Here is a 14,706-nt window from a genome sequence, read left to right on the forward strand (position 1 = left end):
GGCGCCGCGCCCTGCAAAAGTCGTTATAGTAGCAGGTTTGGCCCTTCTCCTTTCCCGCTCGCAGCTGGAACAAACTCGTGGAAGAAATTCGCATTCGTGGGGCTCGCACCCACAATTTGAAGAACGTCAGTCTCGACTTGCCGCGTCACAAGCTGATCGTGATTACGGGGTTGTCCGGGTCGGGCAAGTCGTCGCTCGCCTTCGATACGCTTTACGCCGAAGGTCAGCGCCGCTATGTCGAAAGTCTTTCCGCCTACGCGCGCCAGTTCCTGCAGTTGATGGAAAAGCCGGACGTCGATCTGATCGAAGGTTTGTCGCCGGCTATTTCCATCGAGCAGAAGGCCACGTCGCATAATCCGCGTTCGACGGTCGGCACCGTCACGGAAATCCACGATTATTTGCGTCTGCTGTTCGCGCGCGTCGGCACGCCGTATTGCCCGGATCACCTGATTCCGCTCGAAGCGCAAAGCGTCTCCCAAATGGTCGATGCGGCACTCGCGCTGCCCGAAGAGTCCAAGCTGATGATCCTGGCGCCCGTAGTCGCCGACCGCAAGGGCGAGCACGCCGAGCTTTTCGAGGAGATGCAGGCGCAGGGCTTTATCCGCTTTCGCATTCGGTCGGGCGGCGGCACGGCGAACGAAGGCGTCGCGAAAATCTATGAAGTCGATTCGCTGCCGAAGCTCAAGAAGAACGACAAGCACACGATCGACGTCGTCATCGACCGCCTGAAAGTGCGCCCGGACATGAAGCAGCGCCTCGCGGAGTCGTTCGAAACGGCGCTGCGTCTCGCGGACGGCCGCGCGATCGCGCTCGAGATGGACACGGATCGCGAGAAGCTCTTCAGCTCGAAGTTCGCGTGCCCGATCTGCTCGTATTCGCTGCCCGAGCTCGAGCCGCGCCTGTTCTCGTTCAACAATCCGATGGGCGCGTGCCCCGAATGCGACGGCCTCGGCCAGATCACGTTCTTCGATCCGAAGCGCGTGGTGGCGCATCCGTCGCTGTCGCTGGCCGCGGGCGCCGTGAAGGGCTGGGACCGCCGCAATCAGTTCTATTTTCAAATGCTGCAGAGCCTTGCGGCATTTTACGAGTTCGACATCGACGCTCCGTTCGAAGAGTTGCCGGAGAAAGTGCGCAAGACGCTGCTCTACGGCTCGGGCAAACAGTCGATCCCGTTCTCGTACATCAACGAGCGCGGCCGCGCGTCGGTTCGCGAGCATGCGTTCGAAGGCATCATTCCGAATCTCGAACGGCGGTATCGTGAGACGGATTCCGCCGCCGTGCGCGAAGAACTCGCCAAGTATCAGAACAATCAGCCGTGCCCCGCGTGCGACGGCACGCGCTTGCGGCGCGAGGCGCGCTTCGTGAAAATCGGCGCGGGCGAGCACGCACGCGGCATCTATGAAGTCAGCGGCTGGCCGTTGCGCGACACGCTCGGCTACTTCGAGTCACTGCGGCTCGAAGGCTCGAAGGCCGAGATCGCCGACAAAGTGGTGAAGGAAATCGTCGCGCGGCTGTCGTTTCTGAATAACGTCGGGCTGGATTACCTGTCGCTCGAGCGCAGCGCCGAAACGCTTTCGGGCGGCGAGGCGCAGCGCATCCGGCTTGCTTCGCAGATCGGCTCCGGACTTACGGGCGTGATGTACGTGCTCGATGAACCGTCGATCGGCCTGCACCAGCGCGACAACGACCGTCTGATCGATACGCTGAAGCATCTGCGCGATATCGGCAATTCGGTGATCGTCGTCGAGCACGACGAGGACATGATCCGCATGGCGGACTACGTCGTCGACATGGGGCCGGGCGCGGGCGAGCACGGCGGAGTGATCGTCGCTCAGGGTACGCCGAATCAGGTGCAGAAAGACCCGAACTCGATCACGGGGCAGTATCTGTCGGGCAAGCGCACGATCAGCTACCCGGAAAAGCGCAATACGCCGGACGAGCGGCGGCTGCGCATCGTCGAGGCGCACGGCAATAATCTGAAGCGCGTGACGCTCGATCTGCCCGTCGGGTTGCTGACGTGCGTGACGGGCGTGTCGGGCTCGGGGAAATCGACGCTCATCAACGACACGCTTCAGCACGCGGTCGCGCAGCATCTTTACGGCTCGTCGACGGAGCCGGCGCCATACGAATCGATCGAAGGTCTGGAGCATTTCGACAAGGTGATCGCCGTCGATCAATCGCCGATCGGCCGCACGCCTCGCTCGAATCCGGCCACCTATACCGGCCTCTTCACACCAATCCGCGAACTTTTCGCCGGCGTGCCGGCCGCGAAGGAACGCGGCTACGAGGCGGGCCGCTTCTCGTTCAACGTCAAGGGCGGACGCTGCGAAGCGTGCCAGGGCGACGGCGTCCTGAAGGTGGAAATGCACTTCCTGCCGGACGTCTACGTGCCTTGCGACGTGTGCCACGGCAAGCGCTACAACCGCGAGACGCTGGACATCCAGTACAAAGGCAAGAACATCAGCGAAGTGCTGGACCTGACGGTGGAAGCCGCGCACGAGTTCTTCAAGCCGGTGCCGGTGGTCGCGCGCAAGCTCAAGACGCTGCTCGACGTCGGTCTGGGCTACATCCGGCTCGGCCAGTCGGCGACCACGTTGTCGGGCGGCGAGGCGCAGCGCGTCAAGCTCTCGCTGGAACTGAGCAAGCGCGACACCGGTCGGACACTCTATATCCTCGACGAACCGACCACCGGACTGCACTTCCACGACATCGCGCTGCTGCTCGAAGTGATTCACCGGCTGCGCGATCAGGGCAACACAGTGGTCATCATCGAGCATAATCTCGACGTGATCAAAACCGCTGACTGGGTCATCGACCTGGGTCCGGAAGGCGGCGCAGGCGGCGGGCAGATCATCGCGCAGGGGACGCCGGAGCAGGTCGCGAAGACGAAGGCGAGCTTTACCGGAAGGTATCTCGCGCCCTTGCTGCAGCGTCCGAAATCGGCGGCGTGACGCCGGCGCGGGCGCGGTGACAAGACAAAAGCCGCGCGCCGCGGTACGGACAACCGTTGTAACCAGCAGCGAAAGGGAACGCAGTCATGGGGAAGCGCAACGAAGCGGCCAACGACGAGCGACGCGTACGGGACCTGCCCGCGCGCCCCGTCAGGCTGACGAGCGACATGAGCATGCCCAAACTCTCGGCGGTCGAGATCGGCAGCTATCTCGTGGCGTTTCTCGCGATGTTCTCCGTGCTCCATCTCAAACTGCTGGGCGCGCTCCTCGCGGGCATGCTCGTGTTCCAGCTCGTCCACATGATCGCGCCGGTCATCGAGCGTCATGTGATGAGCAAGGGCGCGCGCCTCATAGCGGTGGTGCTGATATCGGCGATCATCATCGGCGGGCTGACGGGCGCGACCATCGCGACGATCGAGCACTTCGAACGCGACGTCCCGAGCATGCAGAAACTGCTCGACCAGTTGATGACGATCACCTCCCATGCGCGGCTGCGCGTGCCGAACTGGATCGCCACCTACTTGCCCGTCGATGCCGGCCAGATGAAGGAACGCGCCGCCGATCTGATGCACCGCCACGCCGAGCAATTGCAGCAGGGCGGCCGCGAGATGGCGCGTGGCTTCGGGCATATTCTGATTGGCATGATCATCGGCGCGATTGTCGCGGTAGGCGTGCCGAAGCAGTCGCATCGGCTGCCGCTTTCGACGGCGCTCGTCACGCGCGTTCAGCGTTTTTCAGATGCATTCCGGCGCATCGTTTTTGCGCAAATCAAGATTTCCGCGATCAACGCGCTTTTTACCGCGCTTTATCTTCTCGTCGCACTGCCGCTATTCCACGAACGCCTGCCGCTTTCGAAGACGCTCGTGTTGATCACGTTCATCGTCGGCTTGCTGCCGGTAATCGGCAATTTGATATCGAATACGATCATCGTCGGCATCTCGCTGTCCGTGTCGTTCGGGACAGCGGTCGCATCGCTCGCCTTTCTCATCGTCATTCACAAGCTCGAATACTTTCTGAACGCGCGCATTATCGGCGGCCAGATCGAAGCGCGCGCGTGGGAATTGCTTCTCGCGATGCTGGCGATGGAAGCCGCATTCGGCCTTCCAGGCGTCATCGCCGCGCCTATTTTTTATGCGTATATCAAGCGCGAACTGATTTATCTGCGGCTCGTCTGATTTTTTGCCGCGACTGAAAGACTAAAAGACAAAGCCCGCTGAGTCGAATGACCAGCGGGCTTTTTCGTGTTCGGCCAGAAACCGGCGCTTCAACGGAACACGACGGTTTTACTTCCGTTCAGCACGATGCGATGCTCCACATGCCACTTCACCGCGCGCGCGAGCGTCACGCATTCGACGTCGCGGCCGATCGCCGTGAGTTGATCCGGCGTCATGCTGTGGTCCACCCGCTCCACTTCCTGCTCGATGATCGGGCCTTCGTCCAGATCGGTCGTCACGTAATGCGCGGTTGCGCCGATCAGCTTCACGCCGCGATCGAACGCCTGATAGTACGGCTTCGCTCCCTTGAAACTCGGCAAGAACGAATGGTGAATGTTGATCGCGCGGCCGGCGAGTTTGTCGCACATCTCGGGCGACAAAATCTGCATATAGCGCGCGAGCACGACGAGATCCGTTTCGTGCTGATCGATGATCTCCATCACGCGCGATTCCTGCGCCGCTTTCCCTTCCGGCGTCGCGTTCATCAGCGGCAAATGATGGAAAGGAATGTCGTAGCTTGCGGCGAGCTGATAAAAATCCTTGTGATTCGACACGATCGCCGGAATCTCGATCGGCAATTGGCCCGTGCGATAGCGGAACAGCAAGTCGTTCAGGCAATGGCCGATTTTCGACACCATGATGACCACGCGCGGCTTCACCGATGCATCGTGCAATTCCCATTGCATGCCGAACTCATCGGCGAGCGCGGTGAACGAGCGGCGTAGCGCTTCCACGCCCGGATCGCCGCCCACCTCCTGAAAATGCACCCGCATGAAGAACTCGCCGGTGCGGCTGTCGCCGAATTGCGCGGAATCGAGAATGTTCGCGCCGAGATCGAACAGGAAACCAGAGACGGCATGCACGATTCCCGGACGATCCGGGCACGACAACTTCAGGATGAAACTATGTTCGGTCGACATGAACCGGTCACTCCTTCCTCATTCGTTGATGCTTGATTTCACACTTGGGGCGGCGCGTAAATCGCGTCGAGACCTTCGCAGGCGTCCGCGTCGATCCATTGATGGCGCAGCAGGCAATCGAGCGTCGCGAGGCTCGCATCGACGGTGAGTTCGCCTTCTTCGATCCACCGCGCGACATCCTCGATGCGCGCAAGCCGATGCTCGCCCACCTCGCCGTCCTGATTGCGCGGGACAAAGCTCTCCGGCAACACGACGTCGTACACGAAAAGCTGCTCTGCCTGCGTACCTTCGGGAATGGTTTGCAGCACATGGAACACACCGCCCGGCGTGGCCGTCGACGCGAGTTCCGCGGGCATCCCCGCCTCTTCCCAGCATTCCTTCACGAGCGTCGGCTCGACGCCCATTCCCCAGCCGATGCCGCCCGCCACGACGTTGTCGAGCATGCCGGGATCGGCCGCCTTCGTGTCGCTGCGGCGCGCGATCCACAACTGCGGCGCACTGTCCCGATATTTTACGATGCCGTTCAAATGCACCGCGTAGGTCATCGTGCCGAAGAAGCGCGATGCCGCGCGCTCGATGAACGCGAGCGGCGCGGCGTCGAAGTCGTTGCGGATCGCGAACGTCTCGTCGCGCCAGCCGGGAATTTTGCCGTCGGCCCGAAGTGCGGCGATAACCGTCGCGAGCGCCGCCGTGCGCGTGTCCACGTTGGTGAGCGTCGGATGCAGCCGCACCGTCTCGTCGTCGATCACGAAGGTTTCCGGCCAGCGCGCAAGCAGCGCGGTGTCCGTGCGGCGAATCCAGCCGACGCGGTCATCGCCTATCAGAAACGGCGCATGCGCCGAAGCGTCGAAGCGGCGGGCCGCGATGATCGCAGGCAAGCTCATGTGTCAGTCCTTGAACGCGACGCGAACGCCCAGCGCGATGAACGTGACGCCCGCGAGCCGATCCAGCCACGCGCCGACGCGCGGACGGCGCTTGAGCCACGCGCCGATCATCCCCGCGCCGATGCCGAACACCGAGAACACGACGACGGTTTGCAGCATGAACAGGCCGCCCAGTTCGAACATCTGCAGCATCACGCTTTGCGCGCCATGCGGATCGACGAATTGCGGCAGGAACACGATGAAGAACAGCGTGACCTTCGGATTCAGCAGGTTGCCGATCACGCTCTGGCGGAACACGGTCGACAGCGGCTGGCTCGGGCGCTCGTGCGCCGTCGCGAGCCCGTGGCTTCTGAGCGCCTTGATGCCGATCCACACCAGATAAGCGGCGCCGGCGAGCTTCACCGCCTGGAACGCGACCGGCGACGAACGCAGCAGCGCGGCGACGCCGAGCGCGGCGAGCGTCGTGTGGAAGATCACGCCGCACGCAAAGCCGAGCGCGGCGACGACGCCCGCAAGCCGCCCTTGCGAGATGCCGCGTGCGAGCACCTGCAGATTGTCCGGCCCCGGCGCGACGGTGATCGCAACCGATGCCGCGAGAAACAGCAGGAAGTGCGGCATCTCAATGCCCTCCGAATTCGCAAACGGTGTAGAGCGGCACGCCGCCGTCGCGCAGCAGTTTCGAGCCGCCGAGATCGGGCAGGTCGATGATCGCCGCCGCTTCGACGACTTCCGCGCCGAGCCGCTCGAGCAGGATCTTGCCGGCCATCATCGTGCCGCCGGTCGCGACCAGATCATCGACGATTACGACGCGATCGCCCGGCTTGCAGGCATCCTCGTGAATCTCGACCGTCGCGCTGCCGTACTCGAGCTCATACGACTGCGACAGCGTGCGATACGGCAGCTTGCCCTTCTTGCGGATCGGCACGAAGCCGAGACTCAGCTCGTACGCGAGAATCGGCCCGATGATGAAGCCGCGCGCATCCATGCCGGCGATCACGTTCACGTCGGCGTCGATGTAACGCTGCACGAACAGGTCGATCAGCGTGCGCAGCGCCTTCCGGTCCTGCAGCACGGGCGTGATGTCGCGGAACTGCACGCCGGGCTGCGGCCAGTTTTCGACGGTGCGAACGCGTTCCTTGATGAAGCGCGCGGCGTCGGACGGGGCGCTCGAAGGGATATGAGACATGACTTCTCCGGGATAGCCGCGCTGTGAGGCCGCGCGCCGCCTGAATCAAGATGAGATTACGCCGCCCGGCGATTGCGCGAGAGCCGTTCCTCGGCTTGCGCGAGCACTTCGGGCAACCCGCGCAGAACGACGATATCGTTCGCGCGCAACTTCGTTTCGGGGTCGGGTTCGACGCCCCGGATGCCGTGACGCCGGATCGCGGTCACCTCGACACCATTGCCGACGAGCCCGAGATCGTCGAGTGAGTGCCCGACGGCGTCCGATTTTTCGTCGATGGGTACGGATTGTAGCCGCACCTGCTCGTGGCCATCGTCGTCCTCGAAGTCGTCGGCGCCGTGGAAGTAGCCGCGCAGCAGGCTGTAGCGCGCGTCGCGCATTTCCTCGACGCGGCGCACCACGCGGCGCATCGGCACGCCCATCAGCACGAGCGTGTGCGATGCGAGCATCAGACTGCCCTCGACGATCTCCGGAATCACTTCCGTCGCGCCTGCGGCGGTCAGCTTTTCGAGATCGGCGTCGTCGACGGTGCGCACGATGACGGGCAGCGTCGGTGCAAGTTCGTGGATGTTGTGCAGCACGCGCATCGCGGACGGCGTGTTCGCATACGTGATGGCGACCGCCGCCGCGCGGTTCAGGCCCGCCGCGCCGAGCGATTCGCGCCGCCCCGCATCGCCGAACACGACCGATTCGCCCGCCGCCGCCGCCGCCGCGACGCGATCCGGGTCAAGGTCGAGCGCCACGTAGGAGATGCCTTCCTGCTCCAGCATGCGCGCGAGGTTTTGTCCCGCGCGGCCGTATCCGCAAATGATCACGTGGCCGCTCTGCTTCAGGCTTTGCGTCGCGATCTTCGTCATTTGCAGCGACTGCAGCATCCATTCCGTCGACGACAGCCGCAGCACGATCCGGTCCGCGTTCTGGATGATGAACGGCGCGGCGAGCATGGAAAGCAGCATCGCGGAGAGCAGCGCCTGAAGGATGATCGGATCGACGAGATGCGAATCGAGGATCAAATTCAGCAGCACGAAGCCGAATTCGCCCGCCTGCGCGAGCCCGAGGCCCGTACGCATCGCAACGCCGGGCGGCGAGCCGAACAGCCGCGCAAGCCCGGTGACCATCACGGCCTTCAGCAGAATCGGCACGAAGAAAAACGCGAGCACGAGGAACGGATGCTCCCAGATCACGCGCGGGTTGAGCAGCATGCCGGTCGTCACGAAGAACAGGCCGAGCAGCACGTCGCGGAACGGCTTGATGTCCTCTTCCACCTGATGCCGGTACGGCGTTTCCGCGATCAGCATTCCCGCGATGAACGCGCCGAGCGCGAGCGACAGCCCGAACTTGTCCGTGATGAACGCCGCCCCGAGCGTGACCAGCAACAGGTTCAGCATGAAGAGTTCTTGCGAGCGGCGGCGCGCGACCAGGTCGAACCAGCGCGTCATGAACTTCTGCCCCAGGAACAGCAGCACCGTCAACGCGACGACGATCTTTACCGCCGCGATGCCGAGCCACATCGCAAGCTGCGACGAATTGCCGTTGCCGAACGCCGCGATGATGATGAGCAGCGGCACCACCGCCAGATCCTGAAACAGCAGCACGCCGAAGATGTTGCGGCCATGCTCCGATTCGAGTTCCAGCCGCTCGGCCAGCAGCTTGCTCACGATCGCAGTGGAAGACATCGACAGTGCGCCGCCGAGCGCGAAGCTCGCCTGCCACGACATGCTGACCCAGAAGTGGGCGATCCAGCCGAATAGCAGCGCGAGCACGACGGTCGCGGCGACCTGGCTCGCGCCGAGTCCGAACACGATGCGCCGCATCGTCCGCAGCTTGGCGAGCGAGAATTCGAGACCAATGGAGAACATCAGGAACACCACGCCGAATTCGGCGAGATGCTGGGCCTGCTCGGTGTCCGGCGCGATACCGGCCGCATGCGGACCTACGATGATGCCAACCGCCAGATAACCGAGCATTGGCGGCAGATTGAAGAAGCGAAAGATCACGACGCCCGCCACCGAACACAGCAGCAACAGCAGCGTCAATTCCAGCGGAGAGGTCATCCGTCCAGCGTCCTCGTTCGTCAGGTTTCCGAAACGCGTCGAAGACGCATTCGGCGTCTTGAAAAAGCCCCTGGCGCCAGGGAGTTTCGCGTGCGAACGCCACGCCCCATGCGGCGCGGCGAAGAAACGCCTTTGGTATACTCAGCGAATGATAGCGAAAATCAATGGCGACCGGGCGCTGGCGCTGGCTCGCAACGTAATCCAGATCGAAGCCGACGCTGTTCGCGGGCTTTCAGACCTTCTCGACCACGATTTCACGAACGCTGTCGAAGTGCTGCTGGGCTGCCGTGGACGCGTGGTGGTGTCGGGCATCGGCAAGTCGGGACATGTCGCGCGCAAGTTCGCGGCGACGCTCGCGAGCACCGGCACGCCGGCGTTCTTCGTGCATCCCGCCGAAGCGAGCCACGGCGATCTCGGCATGGTCACCGCCGACGACATCTTCATCGCGTTGTCGAATTCGGGCGAAACGGAAGAACTCGTCGCCATCCTGCCGCTCATCAAGCGCCTCGGCGCGAAACTCATCGCCATTACGGGACGCCCCGAATCGAGCCTCGCGCAACTGGCGGACATGCATCTGAACGCGCGCGTCGAAAAGGAAGCGTGCCCGCTGAATCTCGCGCCCACCGCGAGCACCACGGCCGCGATGGCGCTCGGCGACGCGCTCGCTGTCGCCGTGCTCGACGCACGCGGCTTCGGCCCCGACGACTTCGCCCGTTCGCATCCGGGCGGCGCGCTCGGCCGGCGTCTGCTGACCTACGTGCGCGACGTGATGCGCGTTGGCGATGAAGTGCCCGTCGTGCCGCTCGACGCGACCGTATCGGACGCGCTGTTTCAGATCACCGACAAGCGCATGGGCATGACGGCCGTGGTCAACGAGAACCGTCACGTCGAAGGCATCTTCACGGATGGCGACCTGCGCCGCATCCTTCAGCGCGACGGCGATTTCCGCTCGATGAAGCTCGCCGACGTGATGACGCGCAATCCGCGCACCATCGGACCGGACCATCTCGCCGTCGAAGCCGTGGAACTGATGGAGCGCTATCGCATCAATCAGATGCTGGTCGTCGACGAGAACGCGACGCTGATCGGCGCACTGAACATGCACGACCTCTTCTCCAAGAAGGTAATTTGATGGCGCAGAAGCCTTCCCCCGCCGCCGAGCGCGCGAGCCGCATCCGGCTCATGGCCTTCGATATCGACGGCGTCTTCACCGGCGGCAGCCTGTACTTCAGCGCCGACGGCGACACGATGAAGTCGTTCAATTCGCTCGACGGTTATGGCCTGAAGCAACTGGAGCGCATCGGCGTGCAGACGGCGATCATCACCGGGCGGCAATCGGGCATCGTCGCGGCGCGCGCGAAGGAACTGGGCATCACGCATCTGTATCAGGGCGTCGAAGACAAGACGGCCGCGCTCGATGAATTGCTCGCGAAGACCGGCATTTCGGCCGCCGACGCCGGCTACATGGGCGACGACTGGCCCGATCTCGCCGTAATGAGCCGCTGCGGCTTCGCGGCCGCGCCGGCAAACGCCCACGCCGAAGTCATTCGGCGCGTGCACTTCGTTGCGACGCTTCGCGGCGGCCACGGCGCCGTGCGCGAAGTCTGCGATGCGATTCTTCGCGCGCAAGGCCGCTACGACGACTTGCTCGCTGCGGCGCTCGGAGCCTGACGCGATGCCGCAGACCCGACGCCTCGCCTCGCTCCTGCCGCTCGTCGCGATGGCGGCGCTCGCGGGCATCACCTACTGGCTGCTGCAGGCGACGCTTCCGTCCGCACCACAGGCGCCCGAGCAGGCCAAGCGCCACACGCCCGACTATTTCGCGGACAACTTCTCCGTCTCCGAACTCGATACGACCGGCACGACGCAATATCGCCTCACCGCGAAGTCGATGCTGCACTACGAGGACGACGAGATCAGCGAGCTGACGCTGCCCGCCATGCGCATGTTCCAGCCGCAGAAGCCGACCGTGACCGCCACGGCGAAGCGCGGCACGGTGAACGGCGACGTGTCCATCGTCGATCTTTACGACAACGCGCGCATCCTCCGCGCCGCCGGTTTCGGCGATCCGCAGATGCAGGCGGATTCGCAGCATTTTCGCGTGCTGGTGAACGACGATGTCATCGAAACGGAAAAGCCGGTTAAACTTCAGCGCGGTCCGTCGGTGATGACCGCCAACGGCATGAACTACAACAACGTCACCCGGGAAATGAAGCTCTTCGGTAACGTGCGCGGCGCCATCGCCGCCTCGGATATCAACGGCGGCGCTTCCAAGTAATCCGATCCCGGGCATTCCATCCGAACTGTGACTGCATGAATCAAAGCTTCCCTCATCCCGATGGCGGCCCCGTGCGCGCAACGCTCGCGCACCGCGCTGCACGCGCCAAGCGGGTGATGCGAGCCGCGCTGTGCGCCGCCGTCGCCACGCTCGTCGCGCTGCCGCTCGCGGGTTACGCGCCGGCTGCGCACGCCGAAAAGGCCGACCGCGACAAGCCGCTTAACATCGAAGCGGACAATATGTCCTACGACGATCTGAACCAGAAGAACGTCTTCACCGGTCATGTCGTCGCGACGAAAGGCACGATCATCATCCGCGCCGATCGCGTCGAGGTGACGCAGGACCCGCAGGGCTATCAATACGCGACGGGCACATCGAGCGGCAATTCGCTCTCGTACTTCCGCCAGAAGCGCGATAACGTCAACGAGTACATCGAAGGCAATGCCGTGCGTATCGACTACGACGGCAAGAACGACTTCACCAAGCTCACGACACGCGCCGTCGTGCGCCGCCTGCAAGGCCTGACGACGGTTCAGGACGAAGTGCGCGGCAGCGTCATCACTTACGACGGCCAAAAGGACTTCTATACGGCATCCGCCGGCAAGGACGTCGCCGGCCCCGGCAATCCGAGCGGCCGCGTGCGCGCGATGCTCGCGCCGCGTTCGGGCGGCGCCGCGCCGCTCAACGGCTCGCCTGCCACCCTCGCCCCGTCGAACACCATTCAAGGAACGCCGCAGCAGTGAACGCCTCCGCCACGCCTCAAGCCAAGCCGGACGGCAAGTCGAGCTCGCTCGCCGTCCGCAACCTGAAGAAGCGTTACGGCTCGCGCACGGTGGTCAAGGACGTGTCGCTCGACGTGAAGAGCGGCGAAGTCGTCGGTCTGCTCGGTCCGAACGGCGCGGGCAAGACCACATCGTTCTATATGATCGTCGGCCTCGTGCCGCTCGATGCCGGCGAAATCGACCTCGACGGCAACTCCATCAGCCTGCTGCCGATTCATCAGCGCGCACATCTCGGGCTGTCGTATCTACCGCAGGAAGCGTCGGTGTTCAGAAAGCTGACCGTCGAGCAGAACATTCGCGCGGTGCTCGAACTGCAGACGGACACATCGGGCAAGCGGCTGGCGAAAGACGTCATCACGCAGCGCGCCGAAGCGCTTCTCGACGAACTGCAGATTGCGCATCTGCGTGAGAATCCGGCGCTGTCGCTGTCGGGTGGCGAACGGCGTCGCGTGGAAATTGCCCGCGCGCTCGCGACGAATCCGAGCTTCATCCTTCTCGATGAGCCATTCGCGGGCGTCGACCCGATCGCCGTGCTCGAGATTCAGAAGATCGTGAAGTTCCTGAAGCAGCGCAACATCGGCGTGCTCATCACGGACCACAATGTGCGCGAAACGCTCGGCATCTGCGACCACGCGTACATCATCAGCGACGGCTCGGTGCTCGCGGCCGGCGCACCGAGCGAGATTATCGAGAACGAGAGCGTGCGCCGCGTGTATCTCGGGGAGCATTTCCGCATGTAGCGCCCGTCCGGCGATGCGGATGATCGACCGGTCAACGCGCCGCATCGCAACGAGAGTAGCAAAACTTACGTGCCGCCCGCCGAGGCGGCACGCGCTTTTTTGGATTCGCTGCGAGGTTTCGCGCGCGTGGCAAACTCTCTACAATGAAATAAAACTTTGCCATGAAAGCCAGCCTCCAACTCCGCCTATCGCAGCATCTTGCGCTCACCCCGCAACTGCAGCAGTCCATCCGGCTGCTGCAGCTGTCGACGCTCGAATTGCAGCAGGAAGTGGCAATGGCCGTCGCGCAGAACCCGCTGCTGGAAAACGAGGACGACTGGATCGCAAGCCCGCTGCGCGTCGCAGCCGATGGTTCGCTCATCACGTCGCCGGCTCCCAGCGGCGCCTCGCCCGAGCCCATGACCAGCAACGGCTCGAGCTCCAGTTCATCGAGTTCCGAACGTTCGGAAAACAGCGAGCCGCAGGGCGTCGACGAATACAACGGCATGAGCTCGGACGGCGGCACGGATTCCAGTTCGTGGAATTTCGAAGACTATGGCCGCTCGAACAACGCGTCGGACGACGACGATCTCCCGCCGCTGCAAATCCACGAATCCACGACCACGCTGCGCGATCATCTGACCGCGCAACTTCGAATGACGCAGGCGAATCAGCGGGACCGCGCGCTGATCACGTTCCTGATCGAATCGCTGGACGAGGACGGTTACCTTACGGCTTCGCTCGACGAAATCCAGGCGGACTTGCCCGACGAACTCGAAGTCGATGTCGACGAACTCAGCGCGGCACTGGCGTTGCTACAGAGCTTCGACCCGCCAGGTGTCGGCGGGCGGTCGGCGTCGGAATGCCTGAAACTGCAGCTGCTGCGACTCGATGCCTCGCCTACGCGAACGCTGGCGCTGGATATCGTCACGAATCATCTGGAATTGCTTGCTGCGCGCGACTTCACGCGCCTGCGCAAGCAACTCAAGGCAAGCGACGACGCGCTGCGGGACGCGCACTTGCTGATCAAGTCGCTGGAGCCGTTTCCGGGCGCCGCGTACGGGAAAAGCGAAGCGGATTACGTCGTGCCCGACATTCTCGTGCGCAAGACGTCGGGCGGCTGGACGGCGGAGCTGAATCCGGAAATCGTGCCGAAGCTGCGGATCAACCATCTGTACGCGAACATTTTGCGGAACAATCGCGGCGATCCGGGCAGCGGTTCGCTGCGTCAGCAGCTGCAGGAAGCACGCTGGCTGATCAAGAACATCCAGCAGCGTTTCGAGACGATTCTTCGTGTCGCACAGGCCATTGTCGAACGTCAGAAGAACTTCTTCGCACATGGCGAAATCGCCATGCGGCCCTTGGTTTTAAGGGAAATTGCTGATACGCTGGGCTTGCACGAATCAACGGTTTCGCGCGTGACCAGCGGGAAGTACATGCTCACCCCATTCGGGACGCTTGAATTTAAGTACTTCTTTGGATCGCACGTTTCAACCGACACAGGGGGTGCGGCGTCGTCTACGGCGATCCGCGCCCTCATCAAGCAACTGATAGGAGCGGAAGACCCCAAAACTCCTCTTTCAGACAGCCGCATTGCCGAACTGCTGGCGGAACAGGGTTTCGTGGTTGCGCGGCGCACCGTTGCGAAGTACCGCGAAGCCCTCAGAATCCCCGCAGTGAATCTGCGCAAGTCTCTTTGATCCCGTCTCTGTGATCCGCCG

Annotated in this window: 13 protein-coding genes; 8 read left to right on the forward strand and 5 right to left on the reverse strand. The window is 63.2% G+C overall.

All coding sequences use genetic code 11. The features are described from left to right. The first annotated feature begins 77 nt into the window (after nucleotides 1–77). Complete coding sequence (gene uvrA, locus AB6804_RS07855) at nucleotides 78–2,951, forward strand: excinuclease ABC subunit UvrA (RefSeq protein ID WP_370885997.1); 2,874 nt, start codon at nucleotides 78–80, stop codon at nucleotides 2,949–2,951. Nucleotides 2,952–3,037: 86 nt separating this feature from the next. Continuing rightward, complete coding sequence (locus AB6804_RS07860; RefSeq protein ID WP_370885998.1) at nucleotides 3,038–4,126, forward strand: AI-2E family transporter; 1,089 nt, start codon at nucleotides 3,038–3,040, stop codon at nucleotides 4,124–4,126. 89 nt (nucleotides 4,127–4,215) lie between these two features. On the opposite strand, the gene purU is transcribed toward AB6804_RS07860, so the two are convergent. The 5 genes from purU to AB6804_RS07885 are packed head-to-tail and all read right to left on the reverse strand — an operon-like array spanning nucleotide 4,216 to nucleotide 9,206. Beyond that, a complete protein-coding gene (gene purU, locus AB6804_RS07865; RefSeq protein WP_370885999.1) occupies nucleotides 4,216–5,085 on the reverse strand; it encodes a formyltetrahydrofolate deformylase in 870 nt (289 codons plus the stop codon). A gap of 38 nt (nucleotides 5,086–5,123) precedes the next feature. Then, on the reverse strand, nucleotides 5,124–5,969 hold the full coding sequence (locus AB6804_RS07870) for a DUF4743 domain-containing protein (protein ID WP_370886000.1): 846 nt from the start codon (nucleotides 5,967–5,969) through the stop codon (nucleotides 5,124–5,126). A 3-nt stretch (nucleotides 5,970–5,972) separates the two neighbouring features. After that, nucleotides 5,973–6,587 (reverse strand): LysE family translocator, encoded by a 615-nt coding sequence (locus AB6804_RS07875; RefSeq protein ID WP_035961778.1) that lies wholly within the window; start codon nucleotides 6,585–6,587, stop codon nucleotides 5,973–5,975. Between the two features lies 1 nt (nucleotide 6,588). Next, nucleotides 6,589–7,155 carry an adenine phosphoribosyltransferase gene (locus AB6804_RS07880; protein ID WP_244793559.1) on the reverse strand — a complete coding sequence of 189 codons (567 nt, stop codon included), beginning with the start codon at nucleotides 7,153–7,155 and terminating at the stop codon, nucleotides 6,589–6,591. A gap of 56 nt (nucleotides 7,156–7,211) precedes the next feature. Then, entirely contained in the window at nucleotides 7,212–9,206 is a 1,995-nt protein-coding gene (locus AB6804_RS07885; protein ID WP_370886001.1) for a cation:proton antiporter, read from the reverse strand. 148 nt (nucleotides 9,207–9,354) lie between these two features. Between AB6804_RS07885 and kdsD the strand changes: the two genes are divergently transcribed. The 6 genes from kdsD to AB6804_RS07915 all read left to right on the forward strand — a co-directional run bounded on the left by kdsD (nucleotide 9,355) and on the right by AB6804_RS07915 (nucleotide 14,685). Beyond that, a complete protein-coding gene (gene kdsD / locus AB6804_RS07890) occupies nucleotides 9,355–10,338 on the forward strand; it encodes an arabinose 5-phosphate isomerase KdsD (RefSeq protein ID WP_370886002.1) in 984 nt (327 codons plus the stop codon). Next, complete coding sequence (locus AB6804_RS07895) at nucleotides 10,338–10,877, forward strand: KdsC family phosphatase (RefSeq protein ID WP_370886003.1); 540 nt, start codon at nucleotides 10,338–10,340, stop codon at nucleotides 10,875–10,877. The genes kdsD and AB6804_RS07895 overlap by 1 nt, the downstream gene beginning before the upstream one ends. A 4-nt stretch (nucleotides 10,878–10,881) precedes the next feature. Then, a complete protein-coding gene (gene lptC, locus AB6804_RS07900) occupies nucleotides 10,882–11,484 on the forward strand; it encodes an LPS export ABC transporter periplasmic protein LptC (protein ID WP_370886004.1) in 603 nt (200 codons plus the stop codon). A gap of 35 nt (nucleotides 11,485–11,519) precedes the next feature. Next, nucleotides 11,520–12,227 carry a lipopolysaccharide transport periplasmic protein LptA gene (gene lptA / locus AB6804_RS07905; RefSeq protein WP_370886005.1) on the forward strand — a complete coding sequence of 236 codons (708 nt, stop codon included), beginning with the start codon at nucleotides 11,520–11,522 and terminating at the stop codon, nucleotides 12,225–12,227. Continuing rightward, complete coding sequence (gene lptB / locus AB6804_RS07910) at nucleotides 12,224–13,006, forward strand: LPS export ABC transporter ATP-binding protein (protein WP_244793563.1); 783 nt, start codon at nucleotides 12,224–12,226, stop codon at nucleotides 13,004–13,006. The genes lptA and lptB overlap by 4 nt, the downstream gene beginning before the upstream one ends. 161 nt (nucleotides 13,007–13,167) lie before the next feature. Next, nucleotides 13,168–14,685 carry an RNA polymerase factor sigma-54 gene (locus AB6804_RS07915; protein WP_370886006.1) on the forward strand — a complete coding sequence of 506 codons (1,518 nt, stop codon included), beginning with the start codon at nucleotides 13,168–13,170 and terminating at the stop codon, nucleotides 14,683–14,685. The last annotated feature ends 21 nt before the right edge of the window (nucleotides 14,686–14,706 follow it).

This window comes from Caballeronia sp. RCC_10 (assembly GCF_041360715.1).
GTDB classification, from domain to species: Bacteria; Pseudomonadota; Gammaproteobacteria; order Burkholderiales; family Burkholderiaceae; genus Caballeronia; species Caballeronia grimmiae.

Bases quoted from the DNA above. Each gene is read 5' to 3' on its own strand.
- AB6804_RS07885 (WP_370886001.1), bottom strand. From the start codon at position 9,206: ATGACCTCTCCGCTGGAATTGACGCTGCTGTTGCTGCTGTGTTCGGTG.
- AB6804_RS07875 (WP_035961778.1), bottom strand. From the start codon at position 6,587: ATGCCGCACTTCCTGCTGTTTCTCGCGGCATCGGTTGCGATCACCGTC.
- AB6804_RS07870 (WP_370886000.1), bottom strand. From the start codon at position 5,969: ATGAGCTTGCCTGCGATCATCGCGGCCCGCCGCTTCGACGCTTCGGCG.
- AB6804_RS07860 (WP_370885998.1), top strand. From the start codon at position 3,038: ATGGGGAAGCGCAACGAAGCGGCCAACGACGAGCGACGCGTACGGGAC.
- AB6804_RS07880 (WP_244793559.1), bottom strand. From the start codon at position 7,155: ATGTCTCATATCCCTTCGAGCGCCCCGTCCGACGCCGCGCGCTTCATC.
- purU (WP_370885999.1), bottom strand. From the start codon at position 5,085: ATGTCGACCGAACATAGTTTCATCCTGAAGTTGTCGTGCCCGGATCGT.
- lptC (WP_370886004.1), top strand. From the start codon at position 10,882: ATGCCGCAGACCCGACGCCTCGCCTCGCTCCTGCCGCTCGTCGCGATG.
- kdsD (WP_370886002.1), top strand. From the start codon at position 9,355: ATGATAGCGAAAATCAATGGCGACCGGGCGCTGGCGCTGGCTCGCAAC.
- AB6804_RS07915 (WP_370886006.1), top strand. From the start codon at position 13,168: ATGAAAGCCAGCCTCCAACTCCGCCTATCGCAGCATCTTGCGCTCACC.
- lptA (WP_370886005.1), top strand. From the start codon at position 11,520: ATGAATCAAAGCTTCCCTCATCCCGATGGCGGCCCCGTGCGCGCAACG.
- AB6804_RS07895 (WP_370886003.1), top strand. From the start codon at position 10,338: ATGGCGCAGAAGCCTTCCCCCGCCGCCGAGCGCGCGAGCCGCATCCGG.